General features: G+C 71.7%; 17 protein-coding genes. 9 read left to right on the top strand and 8 right to left on the bottom strand.

The features are described 5' to 3' along the window. Nucleotides 1–46: 46 nt before the first annotated feature. Nucleotides 47–1027 (top strand): GNAT family N-acetyltransferase, encoded by a 981-nt coding sequence (locus N801_RS08700; protein ID WP_035936387.1) that lies wholly within the window; start codon nucleotides 47–49, stop codon nucleotides 1025–1027. Here N801_RS08700 and N801_RS08695 read toward each other — a convergent pair. Both N801_RS08695 and N801_RS08690 read right to left on the bottom strand, forming a co-directional pair. Continuing rightward, the gene (locus N801_RS08695) at nucleotides 980–1849 is read right to left on the bottom strand and encodes an O-antigen ligase family protein (RefSeq protein WP_035936383.1); all 870 of its coding nucleotides are present in this window, start codon (nucleotides 1847–1849) and stop codon (nucleotides 980–982) included. The two genes, N801_RS08700 and N801_RS08695, sit on opposite strands and share 48 nt — an antisense overlap. A 170-nt stretch (nucleotides 1850–2019) precedes the next feature. Then, a complete protein-coding gene (locus tag N801_RS08690; protein ID WP_035936381.1) occupies nucleotides 2020–2964 on the bottom strand; it encodes an NAD-dependent epimerase/dehydratase family protein in 945 nt (314 codons plus the stop codon). Nucleotides 2965–3067: 103 nt separating this feature from the next. Between N801_RS08690 and N801_RS08685 the strand changes: the two genes are divergently transcribed. The 3 genes from N801_RS08685 to N801_RS08675 all read left to right on the top strand — a co-directional run bounded on the left by N801_RS08685 (nucleotide 3068) and on the right by N801_RS08675 (nucleotide 4948). Continuing rightward, entirely contained in the window at nucleotides 3068–3946 is an 879-nt protein-coding gene (locus tag N801_RS08685) for a nucleotidyltransferase family protein (protein WP_245618315.1), read from the top strand. Continuing rightward, entirely contained in the window at nucleotides 3943–4212 is a 270-nt protein-coding gene (locus N801_RS08680; protein ID WP_035936377.1) for a PqqD family protein, read from the top strand. Before N801_RS08685 ends, N801_RS08680 begins: the two co-directional genes overlap by 4 nt. 136 nt (nucleotides 4213–4348) lie before the next feature. Then, the gene (locus N801_RS08675) at nucleotides 4349–4948 is read left to right on the top strand and encodes a hypothetical protein (protein WP_035936374.1); all 600 of its coding nucleotides are present in this window, start codon (nucleotides 4349–4351) and stop codon (nucleotides 4946–4948) included. A 17-nt stretch (nucleotides 4949–4965) separates the two neighbouring features. On the opposite strand, the gene N801_RS08670 is transcribed toward N801_RS08675, so the two are convergent. Continuing rightward, entirely contained in the window at nucleotides 4966–5232 is a 267-nt protein-coding gene (locus N801_RS08670) for a PqqD family peptide modification chaperone (protein ID WP_035936372.1), read from the bottom strand. Further along, nucleotides 5229–5999 (bottom strand): hypothetical protein, encoded by a 771-nt coding sequence (locus N801_RS08665; RefSeq protein ID WP_052112779.1) that lies wholly within the window; start codon nucleotides 5997–5999, stop codon nucleotides 5229–5231. Before N801_RS08665 ends, N801_RS08670 begins: the two co-directional genes overlap by 4 nt. Nucleotides 6000–6108: 109 nt before the next feature. On the opposite strand from N801_RS08665, the gene N801_RS08660 reads away from it, so the two are divergent. The 3 genes from N801_RS08660 to N801_RS08650 all read left to right on the top strand — a co-directional run bounded on the left by N801_RS08660 (nucleotide 6109) and on the right by N801_RS08650 (nucleotide 9690). Continuing rightward, on the top strand, nucleotides 6109–6675 hold the full coding sequence (locus N801_RS08660; RefSeq protein WP_245618314.1) for an arsenate-mycothiol transferase ArsC: 567 nt from the start codon (nucleotides 6109–6111) through the stop codon (nucleotides 6673–6675). Between the two features lie 123 nt (nucleotides 6676–6798). After that, the gene (gene rpsO / locus N801_RS08655) at nucleotides 6799–7068 is read left to right on the top strand and encodes a 30S ribosomal protein S15 (RefSeq protein ID WP_035936369.1); all 270 of its coding nucleotides are present in this window, start codon (nucleotides 6799–6801) and stop codon (nucleotides 7066–7068) included. Between the two features lie 156 nt (nucleotides 7069–7224). Beyond that, nucleotides 7225–9690 carry a polyribonucleotide nucleotidyltransferase gene (locus N801_RS08650; protein ID WP_035936367.1) on the top strand — a complete coding sequence of 822 codons (2466 nt, stop codon included), beginning with the start codon at nucleotides 7225–7227 and terminating at the stop codon, nucleotides 9688–9690. 107 nt (nucleotides 9691–9797) lie between these two features. Here the strand turns inward: N801_RS08650 and N801_RS08645 are convergent, their stop codons facing one another. Both N801_RS08645 and N801_RS08640 read right to left on the bottom strand, forming a co-directional pair. Then, entirely contained in the window at nucleotides 9798–10667 is an 870-nt protein-coding gene (locus tag N801_RS08645) for a DUF6065 family protein (RefSeq protein WP_156996639.1), read from the bottom strand. Continuing rightward, a complete protein-coding gene (locus N801_RS08640; protein ID WP_156996637.1) occupies nucleotides 10664–11968 on the bottom strand; it encodes an MFS transporter in 1305 nt (434 codons plus the stop codon). The genes N801_RS08645 and N801_RS08640 overlap by 4 nt, the downstream gene beginning before the upstream one ends. 153 nt (nucleotides 11969–12121) lie before the next feature. Here N801_RS08640 and N801_RS08635 point away from each other — a divergent pair, with 153 nt between their 5' ends. Beyond that, nucleotides 12122–12979 (top strand): glycosyltransferase family 2 protein, encoded by an 858-nt coding sequence (locus N801_RS08635; protein ID WP_169744232.1) that lies wholly within the window; start codon nucleotides 12122–12124, stop codon nucleotides 12977–12979. 14 nt (nucleotides 12980–12993) lie between these two features. Here N801_RS08635 and N801_RS20995 read toward each other — a convergent pair whose 3' ends face one another. Continuing rightward, nucleotides 12994–13134, bottom strand: coding sequence for a hypothetical protein (locus N801_RS20995; protein WP_169744231.1), 141 nt, complete (start codon nucleotides 13132–13134; stop codon nucleotides 12994–12996). A 122-nt stretch (nucleotides 13135–13256) separates the two neighbouring features. On the opposite strand from N801_RS20995, the gene dapB reads away from it, so the two are divergent. After that, nucleotides 13257–14015 (top strand): 4-hydroxy-tetrahydrodipicolinate reductase, encoded by a 759-nt coding sequence (gene dapB / locus N801_RS08630; RefSeq protein ID WP_035936355.1) that lies wholly within the window; start codon nucleotides 13257–13259, stop codon nucleotides 14013–14015. Between the two features lie 65 nt (nucleotides 14016–14080). On the opposite strand, the gene N801_RS08625 is transcribed toward dapB, so the two are convergent. Next, nucleotides 14081–15022 carry a putative endonuclease domain-containing protein gene (locus tag N801_RS08625; RefSeq protein ID WP_156996633.1) on the bottom strand — a complete coding sequence of 314 codons (942 nt, stop codon included), beginning with the start codon at nucleotides 15020–15022 and terminating at the stop codon, nucleotides 14081–14083. Between the last annotated feature and the right edge of the window lie 119 nt (nucleotides 15023–15141).

The raw sequence follows: 15141 nt of genomic DNA, 5'->3' as shown, positions 1-15141 counted from the left end.
GCAGCCGTAAACTCGCACAGGTTACCAACGACGAAGTGGGGCGCGGATGAGCACGGTGCAGGCGCAGGACCTCGTCATCCGGGCGGCCGAGCCGGGGGACGACGCGACGGCCCTGCCGATGCTCCGCGCGTCGTTGGGCAAGGTGGACGACCCCCACTACGAGGCCTTCCTGCACTGGAAGCACCGCGAGAACCCGTTCGGCGTCTCCCCCGCCTGGGTGGCGCTGCACGACGGGGTGGTCGTCGGCTACCGGACCTTCCTGCGGTGGGAGTTCCTCACGGGGGAGGGCAGGCTGCTGCGGGCCGTGCGTGCCGTCGACACGGCGACCGACCCGGCCTACCGGGGGCTCGGGATCTTCCGGACGCTCACCCTGCAGGGCGTCGCGGAGATGACCCTCGCCGGCGACGGCATCGTCTTCAACACGCCCAACGACCAGAGCCGCCCCGGCTACCTCAAGATGGGCTGGAGCGCCGCCCGGCAGCTGCCGGTCGGCGTGATGCCGCGCGGACCGCGCTCGCTGGTCTCGATGCTGAGCTCGCGCGTGCCGGCCGCGCTGTGGTCCGAGGCCACCGAGGTCGGCGACGACGCCGGCAAGGCGCTCACCGACGGTGACGTCGTCGAGGGCCTGCTCCGCCACGCGCCCACCTCCGGCGTGCGCACCCACCGCACGCCGGGGTACCTCGCGTGGAGGACGTCGTTCGGGCCGCTCCACTACCGGCTGCTGCTGGCCGACGAGGAGGACCCCTCACGCGGAGGGGTGGTCTTCCGGCTCCGCCGACGCGGCGACGCGGTCGAGGCGGCGATCGTCGAACAGCTCGTCCCGGACGTGCGGACCGGCGCCACCCTCGTGCGTCGTGTCCTCGGCGAGACCGGGGCCGACTACGCCATCGGCCTGCGCACCGGTCGCTCCGCCGGACTCGTCCCGCTGCCGCGCCAGGGGCCGTTGCTCACGACCCGGCCGCTCGCCGCGTCGCCCCCCTCACCCCGTGACTGGGCCCTGACCCTCGGGGACGTCGAGCTGTTCTGACGGATGGCTCGCCTCCGCCCAGCCGAGCACGAGGCCCGCGGCGAGCACGACGGGGGCGAACTCGAGCAGGTGGTCGATGTAGGAGTGGACGAGCAGGGCGGTCCACGCCGTGGCCGCGACGACCGCCTGGGGCGCCGGGGCCCGCAGCGTCCAGAGCAGACCGGCCAGCGCCACCGCCCCGAAGAGGGCCACCCCCACCCAGCCCGTCTCGGCACCGACCTGGAGCACCGAGGAGTGCGCGGTGGACGTGTCCGGGTCGACCGACAGCGCGGTCGCGTCGGGGAAGGAACCCACGCCCGCACCGACCACCGGCCGGGTCCGCCACAGCGCGACGGCATCGTGCCAGAGCTGCTGGCGGACCGAGTCGAAGATCCGGTCCGCCCACCCCGGGAGGACCGGGCTGGCCGCAGCGCGCAGGAGGAGGACGGCGGCGGCGACCGCGGTGGCTGCCGCGAGCAGCACCACCCACCAGCGACGTCTCGGCCGGCGCCACACGGCGAGTCCGACGGTGACGGCGACGGGTAGCGCCACGGCGACCCCCGCGGCGGACCGGTTGAGAAGGGTCGCAAGCGCCGCGAGGGCGAGAGCGACCACGAGCAGCCGTCGGCCGTGCCGTGGCGCGGCGAGCAGGGCCAGCCCGGCGAGCGCGACGACCTGGACCGCGAGGGCGGCGTTCGCGTTGGCATAGCCGAGGGGGTTCTTCCCCGGCTCTGCCGTGAGCAGGACGCCGAGCACGAGGACGACACCGACACCGAGCAGGGCGACGTGCACCCTGCGGTCGGCGGCCCACCGGGCGAGCTCCCGACCCAGGGCCACGCCCACGGCGAGGACGAGCGGCGCGACGACGTAGGGCGAGGTGAGCGGCAGCCCCAGGTCGGAGCGGACGGTCGTGACGAGGGCCCAGCCGATGCAGCAGAGCAGGAGGAGCAGCCCCGCGACCTCAGGCAGACCAGCGGCCCGCAGGGGGGAGCGGGGCGCGTCGGACGACAGGGTCAGCCCTGGTACTCGGGCAGCGTCCGGAACCAGGCGACCGTGGCCTCGAGACCCTCACGCAGTGCGACCGGGCTGACGTCGGGGAAGTGGCCGCGCAGCCGGGCGTTGTCGGCCTGCGAGTCGCGCACGTCCCCGGCGCGCGTCTCCACGTGCTCGACGGCGGGACGCGCCCCGAGGATGTCGGAGAGCTCGTCCACGACGGAGTTGAGCGAGGTGCGGGTGCCGAAGGCGAGGTTGACCGGCTCGAGGTCGGTGACCGTGTTGACGACGGCGTCACCGATGACGCGGGTGACCGTCCCGACGAACGTGAAGTCGCGGGTCTGCTCGCCGTCGCCGTGGATCGTCAGCGGGATGCCGCGCAGCGCCGCGTCGATGAAGGCGGGCAGCACGGCGGCATACGCGTGGCCGGCGGCCTGCAACGGGCCGTAGACGTTGAAGAACCGGAAGGCGAGGACCGGCATCCCGTAGGTGTGTCCGAACGACATCGCGTAGGCCTCGGTCGCCTGCTTGCTCACGGCATACGGGGAGATGGGCGCGGTGCGCATGCTCTCGCGCTTGGGCAGCTCGCGGTTGGCGCCGTAGACCGAGGAGGACGAGGCGACGACGACGTGGAGGTCGCCGGCCCGGCGGGCGGCCTGGAGCACCTCGAGCGTGCCGGTGGCGTTGGCGTGGTGGGAGGCGACCGGGTCCAGCACCGAGCGGGGCACCGAGGGGAGCGCGCCGAGGTGGACCACCGCGCCGGCCCCCCGGCACGCCTCGTCGAGGGCGGTCGTGTCGAGGACGCTCGCCTCGATGAGGGTGACGCCGCTGCCGTCGAGGTTGGCGCGAAAGCCGGTGGACAGGTCGTCGATGGCCACGACCTCGTCCACCTCGGGACGGGAGAGCAGCTCGCGGCCCAGGTTGGAGCCGATGAACCCGGCGCCGCCGGTCACCACGACCTTCACGTGCGTTCCCCCATGTCGAGGCGACGAAGAGCCCTCCCGGGCCTGACGCGCGCACGCTACCATCGGCGCCCCTCGGGGCCCGGCGACTCGGTAGGGTCGGGCCGTGGACGCGACGACGATGCCCTGGTCCGTGGGCATCCGCTTCGCGCACGCCTCGTTGCAGGTGCTCGCGGAGGACCACGGCGTCGACCTGCTCCACATCAAGGGGCCGTCCGTCGATGCGAGCCTCCTCGACGGGCCCCGCGAGAGCATCGACGCGGACGTGCTCGTCCGGCCCGAGCACGTGCCCAGACTTCTCGACGCGATGCACCGCCACGGGTGGAGCACCCAGTACCGCTTCGAGGACGGCTCGGCGTTCGAGCACGCGTCCACCCTCGTGCACCCGATCCTCGCGCCGGTCGACGTGCACCGACGCTTCCCCGGGATCGACGCCGATGCCTCCGACGCCTTCGACCGTCTCTGGTCGGAGCGGCACCCCGCCGAGCTGGCCGGCGTGCCGTGTCCCGTGCCGTCGTTGCCGGCGCAACGACTCCTCCTCATCGTCCACGCCGCGAGGTCGGGGGCCCTGCGGCACCCCGACATCCGGCGCTGCTGGGTGGATGCGACCGACACGCAGAGGGACGAGGTGGTCCGGCTCGCCGACGACATCGGGGCCTCGGTCGCGCTGGCCGCGGGGACCGGCCGCCTCGACGAGTTCGTCGGCGAGCCGGGCTACGACCTGTGGAAGGTGCTCTCGACGGGGGAGCGGTCACAGGCGCGGATCTGGGCGGCCCGGGTGAGGGCCGCCCCGAACCGACGAGCCGCGCTGCGCACCGCCGTCCGGCTCGTCATCCCCAACCGGCACCGCATGGAGGCCAGCCTCGGGCGTCCCCCCAGCGCCCGGGAGGTGGCGTCGGCCTACGGCACCAGCGCACGACGTGGCGCGAAGGAGCTGCTCGCCGTGGTGCGTTCCGCGACCGACCGAGCGGGGGGCCGGCGATGAGCCGGTTCGTCGTGCCACCCCGGGTGGCGTTCGTCGTCCCCCGGACCGACGCCACGCAGGTCTTCCTCATGGCCCTTCCGGACGGCCCACCGTTCATCCTCACGGACACCGCCGCCGTCATCTGGGTGCTGGCCGCCGATGGGGAGACGGACGTCGCCCGTGCCGTGGGCGACGTGGTCGGCGTCCCGCGCGAGGCGATCGTCACGGAGGTGGAGCAGTACCTCCGTGACCTGGTCAGCAAAGGCCTGCTCTCAGCGACGGAGTGACTAGTCATTTCGTGCGAAATGGCCACGGGTGTAATGGTTTTCGCCTTTGTGGTCACATTCCATGAAACGGCCGTAAAGGCCATTCCGGCGGTGATACCTTGGCAAGGATTTCAATGACCACTTCAGGGGAGTTCGCATGAGTGACAAGGTCGAAGAGCGTCGGATCTCGCGTCGCACGATCGCCAAGGGCGCGGCGTGGGCCGTGCCTGTCGTCCCGCTCGTCGTCGCCACGCCGGCCTACGCGTCGTCCGGAGGTGGGCCGGTCATCACCGTGGGTGACGCCTGCAAGCTCCCGGGCAACTCGTGCGGCAACGTCTTCGTCAAGGGCTACATCTTCGACGTGACGATCAGCAACCCCACCGACCAGGACATCTACCTGTTCAACGAGGACCCGGCCGGCCCCGGTTCGTACCTCATCACGTTCACGGACACCAACCCGGACATCAGCCTGTTCTTCCAGGCGGCCGTCGATGCCATCACCGGCGAGGTCATCGAGTTCCCCTACCTCCTCGAGGCAGGTTCGTCGCTGGTCATCATCCTCAACGCCGGCGAGAACGGGAACTCGGCCAACGTGTCCCTCACCGGGACGATCAGCGTTCCCTGGGGGCACACGCTGCCCGCTGGAAGCGACCCGGACAACCACCCGCCGGCCGTCGACGGGTTCACCTTCCCCGACACGCCGCCGGTGCAGAACCCGAGCTGTGGCGTGATCATCCCGCCGAAGTGCGGGAAGTAGCGCGGTCGAAGGGGCGCCTACTCAGACCGACGCACGACGCCGTGACGGACGAGTTCCGTCACGGCGTCCGTCGTTGCCGCGAGGGCTGACCCGCTCCCGGGCGGGCCGAACTCGGCCTCGAGGCCCCGGGCCAGGTCTTCGATGTCCACGGGCCGCTCGGTGAGGGCGAAGACGGCGGCACCCACGTCACTGAGCCGCACGATGCTGCGGCGGGCGAGCACGATCGTCTCTCCGTCGCGGCTGAGCCAGTCCACGACCTGGTCCTGACGGCGCTGGACCTTCACAGCGCCACCCCGAGCAGACCCAGGGCGTCGCTCGTGGCGTCCGCGGCCTCGCCGTAGTGGAGACGGATGACGGGTCCCACGTCGTCGATGAGGTCGGCGAGCCGGGTCAGTGGCTTCGGGAGGGCGTGGAGCGAGGACGACTGCTCCGCGAGAGCGAACACGGCGTCCATGAACGCCAGCTCCTCGACGCGTGCCGTCCGGTGCCCCGGCTTGCGCTCGAGGAGGACGAGGCGGGACACGCGGGGAGACGTCGGGGCCGGCGCGAGGGCCAGGGTGTCGGGCGACAGCTCGTCCTTGACCCGAGGCTCGTCCGGCCGGCGCACCGACAGCGGTTTGGGGTACGGGTGGATCGCCCCGTTCGCGTCGATGCCGACCGTCTCGTCGGTGACGTACCCGAGACGCTCACCGAGCAGGCGGGTCAGCGTCGTCTTGCCCGTCCCTCCCCGCGCCACGAGGACGAGGGTCGCACCCGTGAGGGGGTCGCTGACCGCGCCAGCATGGAACATGAGCAGCTGGCCGGCGCGCGCACCGATGAGCGCCCTGGTGACGTCCTGGGTCGTCGACTGCATCGTCGCGGCGAGCCGGCCCGGGTCGTCGAGCGAGACATCCACGGGCTCGCCCTCGTGCTGCTCCGCCGTCGGGTCGTGAGGAGTGAGGCATCGGCTCCACGCCTCCCGCATCGCGGCTGCATGCACGGGGCCGGCGCCCCCGCCGCAGCGCACCTCCACGGCAGCGCCGAGACCGTGCAACCGCAGCACGTCACTCACGGGGCGGAGCCTCTCTGTGTGACGCGTTCGCTCGGGGGAGCGCAGGACTGCCGCAACCCTATCCAGCGGTTCCTGCGAGCGAGCCCGACCGCGCGGATAGCCTGACGGCGTGAGCGACACCTCGGCACGGCCGGACCAGCCCTTGCGGGTGCTCTTCGTCTGCACCGCCAACATCTCTCGCTCGCCGTACGCCGAGCGTCGGGCGGCCCACCTGCTGGCCGGGGTCCCAGCCCTGGTCGTCGCGAGCGCCGGAGTGCCGGGTTTCGCGGGCCGGGAGATGGATCCCGCGATGGTCGTCGAGCTCGAGGCGCGAGGTGGGTCGTCGCAGGGCCACGTCAGCCGGTCGGTCTCGGACGTCGTCCTCGCCGACAGCGACGTGGTCGTCACGGTGGAGTTCGCACACCGACTCCGGATCCTCGAGGCCTGGCCGGAGCACGCCCCCAAGGTCTTCGGGCTGAACCAGCTCGCCGACGCGGTCGGTCGGGTCCCCACCCCGCACGGGGGTCTGGAGACGCTCGACGCGGCGGTCGCGGTGGCCCGGCCCGACAGCCTCGCGTGGGACGTCGCCGACCCCTACCGCCGTGGCCGCAGGGCCGCGAAGCGGTGTGCGGACGAGATCGACGCGGCGCTCGCGGTCATCCTCCCGGCACTGAACGGCATACCTGCTCCCCGGTGATTAGGGCGGCCACACGCCCACTGGTAGCCTTGGCACGCCGTGAGAATCGGCCGCGGATCCAGAGAGCCTCGGTGAACCAGCCCGGGAGCGCCGCGCAACCACACCAGAAGGAGTCTCTCGCCCATGCCTTTGGACGCAGACGTCAAGCAGAAGATCATGTCCGAGTACGCCACGACCGAGAACGACTCCGGATCCCCCGAGGTCCAGATCGCGCTCCTCACCCAGCGCATCCTCGACCTCACCGAGCACTCCCGGGAGCACAAGCACGACCACCACAGCCGTCGTGGCCTGCTGCTCCTCGTCGGCCGCCGCCGCCGCCTCCTCCGCTACCTGGAGGACATCGACATCGAGCGCTACCGCTCGCTGATCAAGCGCCTCGGTCTGCGTCGCTGACCCACCGATTTCCGTCGGAGCGGCTCTCCTTCACGGGGGGCCGCTCTTTCGGATGTGCAGAACAACTCCATAGCAGGACGTCCCACCAGCACGACCATCACGAGAACCCGTGCACAACGACGATGCACGGTCTGACACTCAAGAAAAGGAGGACCCATGGAGGGTCCTGAGATCACGTTCGCCGAAGCCACCATCGACAACGGCTCGTTCGGCACCCGCACGGTCCGGTTCGAGACCGGACGACTGGCCAAGCAGGCCGGAGGCGCAGTCGCCGCCTACCTGGACGAGGACACGATGCTCCTCTCCACCACCACCGCCGGGAAGCACCCGCGCGAGGGGTTCGACTTCTTCCCCCTGACCGTCGACGTCGAAGAGCGCATGTATGCCGCGGGCAAGATCCCCGGTTCGTTCTTCCGTCGCGAGGGTCGCCCGTCCACCGACGCGATCCTCACCTGCCGCCTCATCGACCGCCCGCTGCGCCCGACCTTCACCAAGGGTCTGCGCAACGAGGTCCAGGTCGTCATCTCGGTGCTCGCGCTCAACCCGGACGCCCAGTACGACGTCCTCGCGATCAACGCGGCGTCGGCGTCCACCCAGATCTCCGGCCTGCCGTTCTCGGGCCCGATCGGTGCCGTCCGCGTCTCGCTCATCGACGACCAGTGGGTCGCCTTCCCGCAGTTCTCGGACGTGGAGCGCTCCACGTTCGACATGGTCGTCGCCGGCCGTGTCGTCGGCGACGCCGACGACAGCGACGTCGCGATCATGATGGTCGAGGCCGAGGCCACCGACAACACCTGGAACCTCGTCAAGAACGAGGGCAAGACGGCTCCCACCGAGGACGTCGTCGCCGAGGGCCTCGAGGCCTCGAAGAAGTTCATCAAGGTCCTCTGCCAGGCCCAGGCCGAGCTCGCCGCCACGGCCGCGAAGCCGATCCAGGAGTTCCCGCTGTTCCTCGACTACAGCGACGAGCTGTACGCCGTGGTCGAGGCCAAGGTCTCCGAGCAGACCGCTGCGGCCCTCCAGATCGCCGGCAAGCAGGAGCGCGAGGACCGACTCGACGAGATCAAGTCCGAGCTGCACCTCGCCCTCGTGGGTGACGGCGAGAACGTCAAGGGTGAGTACGCGGACCAGTCCAAGGACGTCTCCGCGGCCTACCGCGCCGTCCAGAAGAAGCTCATCCGCCAGCGCATCATCACCGACAAGGTCCGCATCGACGGCCGTGGGCTCGCGGACATCCGCGCGCTGTCGGCCGAGGTCGAGGTCCTGCCGCGCGTGCACGGTTCCGCGATCTTCGAGCGCGGCGAGACGCAGATCATGGGCGTCACGACCCTCAACATGCTCCGCATGGAGCAGCAGCTCGACACGCTGTCGCCGGTGACGCGCAAGCGCTACATGCACAACTACAACTTCCCGCCGTACTCCACCGGTGAGACCGGTCGGGTCGGTTCGCCGAAGCGCCGCGAGGTCGGTCACGGAGCGCTCGCCGAGCGTGCGCTCATGCCGGTGCTGCCGACGCGTGAGGAGTTCCCCTACGCGATCCGCCAGGTCTCCGAGGCGCTCAGCTCCAACGGCTCGACCTCGATGGGCTCGGTCTGCGCCTCGACCCTGTCGCTCCTCAACGCCGGTGTGCCGCTGCGCGCCCCGGTCGCGGGCATCGCCATGGGCCTCGTCACCGCTGAGGTCGACGGAGCGACGCAGTACGCCGCCCTCACCGACATCCTCGGCGCCGAGGACGCGTTCGGCGACATGGACTTCAAGGTCGCCGGCACCCGCGAGTTCGTCACGGCCATCCAGCTCGACACCAAGCTCGACGGCATCCCCGCCGACGTGCTCGGCGGCGCGCTGACCCAGGCCCGTGAGGCCCGTCTGCACATCCTCGACGTCATGAACGAGGCGATCGACGTCCCGGACGAGATGAGCCCGTTCGCTCCTCGCGTCATCTCGGTGACGGTCCCCGTCGACAAGATCGGCGAGGTCATCGGCCCGAAGGGCAAGATGATCAACCAGATCCAGGACGACACCGGCGCCCAGATCTCCATCGAGGACGACGGCACCATCTACATCGGTGCCACCGACGGTCCGTCGGCCGAGGCGGCCCGCGCGGCGATCAACGCGATCGCCAACCCGCAGATGCCCGAGGTCGGCGAGCGCTTCCTCGGTACCGTCGTTAAGACGACGACCTTCGGCGCGTTCATCTCGCTGCTCCCCGGCAAGGACGGTCTGCTGCACATCTCCGAGGTGCGCAAGCTCGTCGGCGGCAAGCGGATCGACAACGTCGACGACGTCCTCGCCGTGGGCCAGAAGGTCCAGGTCGAGCTCAAGGAGGTCGACCCGCGCGGCAAGCTGTCGCTCGCGGCCGTCCTCGCCGAGGGTGACAGCGGCGAGGCCGAGGTCGTGGCGGACGCCCCGACGTTCGACGACGCCCCGGTCGCGCAGGCTGCTCCCGTCGACGGCAGCGACGCGACCGAGTCGACCGACTCCGGCGACTCGGCCGACTCCGGCGACTCGGCCGACTCCGGCGAGGCCACGGACGGTGGCGAGCGCCGTCAGCGCAGCCGTCGCCGTGGCGGCCGTGGCCGTGGCCAGCGCTCCGAGTCCGCGGACGCCTCCGGCGACGAGTGACCCGACACGCGCACGCGTGACGACGGGGCGGCACACCGAATCGGTGTGCCGCCCCGTCGGCGTGCAGGGCGCTCTCCCGGGTGGCCCGCTCCCGGGCGCCGGGGGAGTCAGTCCTGCTCGGGCGGCGCCTCGTGGTGATGGGCGTGCATGGCGCGACGGTAGGAGCCCGGGAGCGAGTCGAGGCGTCGGCGACGGGTGGTGACGAAACGCTCCCACTCGTCCTCGTCCCAGTTGCCGAGACCGGGTTCCCCCGTGGTGGCCACGGAGTTCTCCGCGGCGAAGGCAGCGACGGGAACGGGCTGGATCGCGGCGATGGGGGTGGACCGCGCGAAGCGGACGATCTCGTCACGGGAACGCAGCCTCACCATGACGGGCAACCCGTTGCCGTACCACGCGGTCTCGACCACCCCGTCGACGACGTCATGCGTGTCCGGGGGGACCGGCAGGTTGGGGATCGGCCGCACCAACGACGCCCAACCCGGGGCCGTCCGAACGGTGACCCCGGTGAAGATCTGGAACTCGCGCGGATCCGCCGGGTTCGGGTCGACCAGCGGGACACCTCCGTCGCCGAGGGCCTCACGCAGCTCCTCGAGGCGGTGCTCCGGAACGCCCGCCAGGGCAGCCTCCGTCCCGGGGTGCCGGCCCGGGCGTCCCGAGTCGAGAACCTGCCAGGAGCCGATCCGGCCGTCGTCGTCCATCAGCGCGAACTCGAGACCCTCCTTGACCCAGCGGACGGCGAACGACGTCGGAGGGAACAGCAGCCAGCCGTAGGAGCTGCCGACCGTCACCGGAGGGCACCGCTTCACGGCCTTGGCCGGCAGCAGGTCGCGCAGGATCGCCCGGGTCGGGACGGGCATCGGCCCGTCGGGAAAGAAGTGGTGGAAGCTCACCTCCGGTCCGGTCACGGGCAGCCGCAGCCGGCTGTGACCCGGTGAGGGGGCCACCGCTGGCCCCGGCGAACCGTGGTGCTCTGTCATCGCTCTCCCTTGATCGTTCTGTCGTTGAACGCCTCGTCGACCGCGAGGTCCACCGACCGCGTCGGCCAGGTCGCGGCGAGCAGGGCGATGCCACCGAGGCAGAGCATCGCGCAGATGGCCAGCGCCGTCCGCGGCGCGAGCCTCTCGGAGAGGGAACCGGCCAGCAGGAAGCCCAGCGCCGAGGCGGTCATCGAGGCGGCGCCGGCGAGCCCGATGACGCGCCCACGCAGGTCGGCGGCGACCACGAGGGCGAAGGTCGCCTGGAGCGGCAGCACGAACGCCTGGAGCACGCCGCTGAGGAACCACATCAGCCAGACCGTCGGCAGCCATCCGAGGGTCGGTGGCACGACCGCGGAGAGCACCAACGGGATGGGCATGAGGAGCGCCATCCCGATCATCCTCGAGCTCGCGACCTCGGGCTGCCACCGCCCCACGACGACCAGGCCCGCGACGGCACCGCTCACGGGTGCCGCCATGAGCACCCCACCGAGCCAGGGCGGAAGGTCGTGGCCCAGCACGTAGGGGATCGCGACCGCCTCTGGCGCGACGACCCCCCACATGGCGATGAGGCTGAGCGCGAGGAGCGACACGAGCACGCGATGGTGCGCGAGGTATCGGACCCCCGCGGCGATGTCACGGAAGAACCCGACGATCCCGGGGCTGGGTTCTCCGCTCACCGGGCGCGCCTTGACCGCGACCGCGAAGAGCGCCGCCGACACGAGGAACGTCGCCAGGTCGACGAGGAGCGCACCGCGGACCGAGAGGACGGTGACGATGATGCCCCCGACGGCGAGCCCGATGGCCTGGTTGACCTGTTCGGCGAGGGCGGTGATCCCTCGGGCCCTGAGGAAGGCCCGACGGTCCGCGAACAGGTCCGTCAGGAGGATCTGGACGGAGGCACCGGCCGGGCCGCCGAAGAGCTCGAGAGCGAACAGGAGGGCGAGCAGCACCACCACCGGGCTGCCCTGCCCGACCGCGGCCATGATCGCCACCACGAAGATGGCGCGGACGACGTCCGAACCGACGAGCACGTGCTTGTAGGGGATGCGGTCGGCCAGAGGGCTGAGCAGGCTGCGTCCGAGGATGCTCGGCAGCAGGCTGGCGGCGAAGGTCGCCGCCATCGCGAGGTCGGAGCCGGTCCGTTCCCGCACGACGAAGGCCACGGCGATGCGGGCGATGTAGTCGCCCCACGTGGAGACGCTCAGGGCCAGGAAGGCGGGGACGAAGCCCGGGGTCCGGAAGACCCGCGCGTACGACGGCATGCCCGCCGGCGCGTGCGGGGTCGTCCTCGGGCCCTCCACCGGGGTGACCCTACGTGCCCGTTCACCGGATGCGCGCGCCGTGGTGCGGGGCGGATCCGCGCGCACGGCGACGGGCCGGCATACCCGATCCGTGTGCCGTGAGGTCCCCTGGTGTGGATCATGGTCTCGACACCCGCACTCCGGAGGGACGACGTGGACACGCAGCAGGTCAAGCGGGTGATGCGCGGGCGCTTCGGCGCGCCCCTGCGAGCGGGCTACCACCACGCCGAACGGGCGCAGCTGTCGGTGGTCCGTCGGGTGGACAGGACCCGCTTCGGGGAGGCCACCGAGGCGGAACGGGCCGAGGTCGCGCGACGCGTGACGATGACGGTCAAGACGTTCGAGCGCCCCGAGGTGCTGCGGCGGTGCCTGGCGAGTGCGCGCACCGTCTTCGACGGCCGGATCGTCGTCGCCGACGACTCGCGCGTGCCGGTGACCGGGCTGGGAGCCGGGATCGACGTCATCGCGCTGCCCTTCAACAGCGGCGTCCCCGCGGGCCGCAACGCAGCCCTGGACGCGGTGGGCACCGAGCTCGTCTTCACCACGGACGACGACATCGTCTTCACCGCCGCGAGCGACATCGTCGCCGCGATGAACTACCTGGACGACCACCCGGCCGTCGACCTCGTCGCCCTGTCCCGCGTGGACCTGCCCCGGTGGCGCGCCGTGCACTGGCACGGAGCCGAGGCGCTGTTCCCCGGTGCGGGCGCACCGCTCGTCCCCTTCGGGACGATGATCGGCGACCTGCCCGTGGTGCCGAAGGCGCCCCAGCTCCACCTTGCCCGCACGGCCTCGATCCGGACGGTGAGGTGGGACGAGCGGCTGCGCATGGTCGACCACCGCGACTTCTTCTCACGGGCGAGCGGCAGGATCGTCTCGGTGCAGGCGCAGACCGTGAGGGCGTACCACCTGCGCACCCCGTTCGACCCCTTCTACACCCGCTACCGCGAAGACGTCACCGCCGACCTGCGGACCCTCGGCGAGGTCTGGGGCGGCCGGTCGGCGGACTGACGGAGGGGGGTGCCTCAGGCGGTGCGCGTGGTGCGGGGGACCGGGGTCGGGGCGACCCAGCGCATCTCCATGCTGGTGCGTCCGTCGCGGGTCACGGGGACCCAGCGCAGCGTCAGGCACGCCGGGCCGGTCGCGGTCGTGACGACCTTCTTCATGGCAGCTCCCCCGTCGTTCACCTGATGTTCACCTCATGATAGACGAAAGGTGAACGGAAGGTGAACAACCCGCCGATTCGTCCCCCGCCGACCGACGCGCCGGTCGCCGCTAGGCTCACGGCGTGAATGCGAACACGGGCGCTCCCCGCACGGTCTCGGTCATCGGTGCAGCCGGCCGGATGGGCTCGGAGGTCTGCCGGGCGGTGGAGGCGGCCGACGGCCTCGAGCTCGTGGGGCGCTTCGACGAGGGCGACGACCTCGGTGACCTCGCCGGCGCCGACGTCGTCGTGGAGTTCTCCGTCCCGGCCGCCTCGGCCGCCAACGTCGCGCACTGCGTCGACCGTGGTGTGCACGTCGTCGTGGGCACGACCGGGTGGGGCGACGACGCCGTCTCCGACCTGCGAACGCGCCTCGCGCGCCACCCCGAGGTGGGCGTGCTCATCGCCCCGAACTTCGCGATCGGCGCCGTCCTCATGATGGCGTTCGCCCAGAAGGCGGCCCGGTTCTACGAGTCGGCCGAGGTCATCGAGCTGCACCACCCGGACAAGGTCGACGCGCCGTCCGGCACCGCGGCCCGCACCGCCGAGCTCATCGGCCGGGCTCGCGAGGCGGCGGGTCTCGGCGCCGTCCCCGACGCGACCACGGCGGACCCCGACGGTGCGCGCGGCGCGCGCGCACACGGCATACGTGTGCACTCGGTCCGTCTGCGCGGCCTCGTCGCGCACCAGGAGGTGCTCTTCGGGCAGACCGGCGAGATGCTGACGATCCGGCACGACTCGTTCGACCGCGTCTCCTTCATGCCCGGTGTCATCGCCGCGGTCCGCCAGGTCTCCGACCACCCGGGACTCACGGTTGGGCTCGAGCACTACCTCGGCATCTGAGTCGAAGGGTCACGACGCCCCGTATGCCGTCCGGTCACCCGGGGTGTCGTGACCGCTCGACTCGCTCACCAGAGGTGGAGGTCACCGGCGGGCACCCCCAGGGTGGCACCCAGACGGGTGAGCGTGGCGATCCGACGACTGCGCGTGAAGACGTCGTCGGCGAAGAGCTCGAGGAACGTCCAGCCGTCGTCCTCCGCGAGCAGCCGGCGGGAGTGGTCGACGCCGCGCTGGCGGATCGTCGCGTGGTGGGCGCCCTGGTACTCGCCGATCACCCGCTGCCGGCGCCACACGAAGTCGCCCTCGAGCATCCACCCGCCCTCCTCGAACATCACGGGCACGTTGAGCTCGGGTTCGGGCAGGCTGGCACGGTGGAACATCAACCGCGTACGGGTCTCCATCGGGGACCTGACGCCGGGGCGGACGAGCGCCAGCGCCTCGGTGAGCATCACCTTCCCCCGCGGTCGCACGCGGCGGTGGAGAGACTCGGCCATGAGGTGCACGGGCTCCGCCTCCGGATCGGTGCCGAGCAGGTTGGCGACCGCGTCCCCGGCGACGACCAGGTCGTCACGCGTCAGCCCGCGACGCAGCACTTCACCGAGGTCGCACCAGGTGTCGGCGGGGGCGGTCACGCGCAGCCCCAGGTGGTCGCTCACCGCGCGCGACTCCAGCCCGCGGTGGCCGATGCACCCGTCCCGGCGCACCCGACCCCGTCGCGTCGACCACACGACGTCGAGGTCGGACTGGCCCTCGACCCTCGTGGGCAGGGGGAGTCCCCAGAGGATGGCCGCGGTGACGTGGGAGAAGGCGTGGTCCTCACGGCGCATCGCCGCGGCGAAGGCTGCGGCGCGGGCCTGCAGTGACGCCGGCGGTGTGACCACCCGCACCCCGCGGGTGACGACGGTGAGGTCCCCGCGCTCGAGCCTGCTCAGCGGCACACCCGAGTCCCGGGCCAGGTCCCGGGTGATGGGAGCCGTCCGCAGGGGCTCGGGCAGAGGCGCAGGACGCACCGCGCCAGCGTGGCCGCAGCGCCGCTGACCGGTGCCACGTTCTCCACAGCCCACGAACGAGTGGTCACGACACCCCGTGTGCCGTCCCCCCATGCGGGGTGTCGTGACCTCTCGACCCG

It is taken from the genome of Knoellia aerolata DSM 18566 (assembly GCF_000768695.1).
GTDB lineage: Bacteria > Actinomycetota > Actinomycetes > Actinomycetales > Dermatophilaceae > Knoellia > Knoellia aerolata.
The sequence above is the reverse complement of the archived record's forward strand: the minus strand, read 5'-3'. Positions and strand labels throughout refer to the sequence as shown.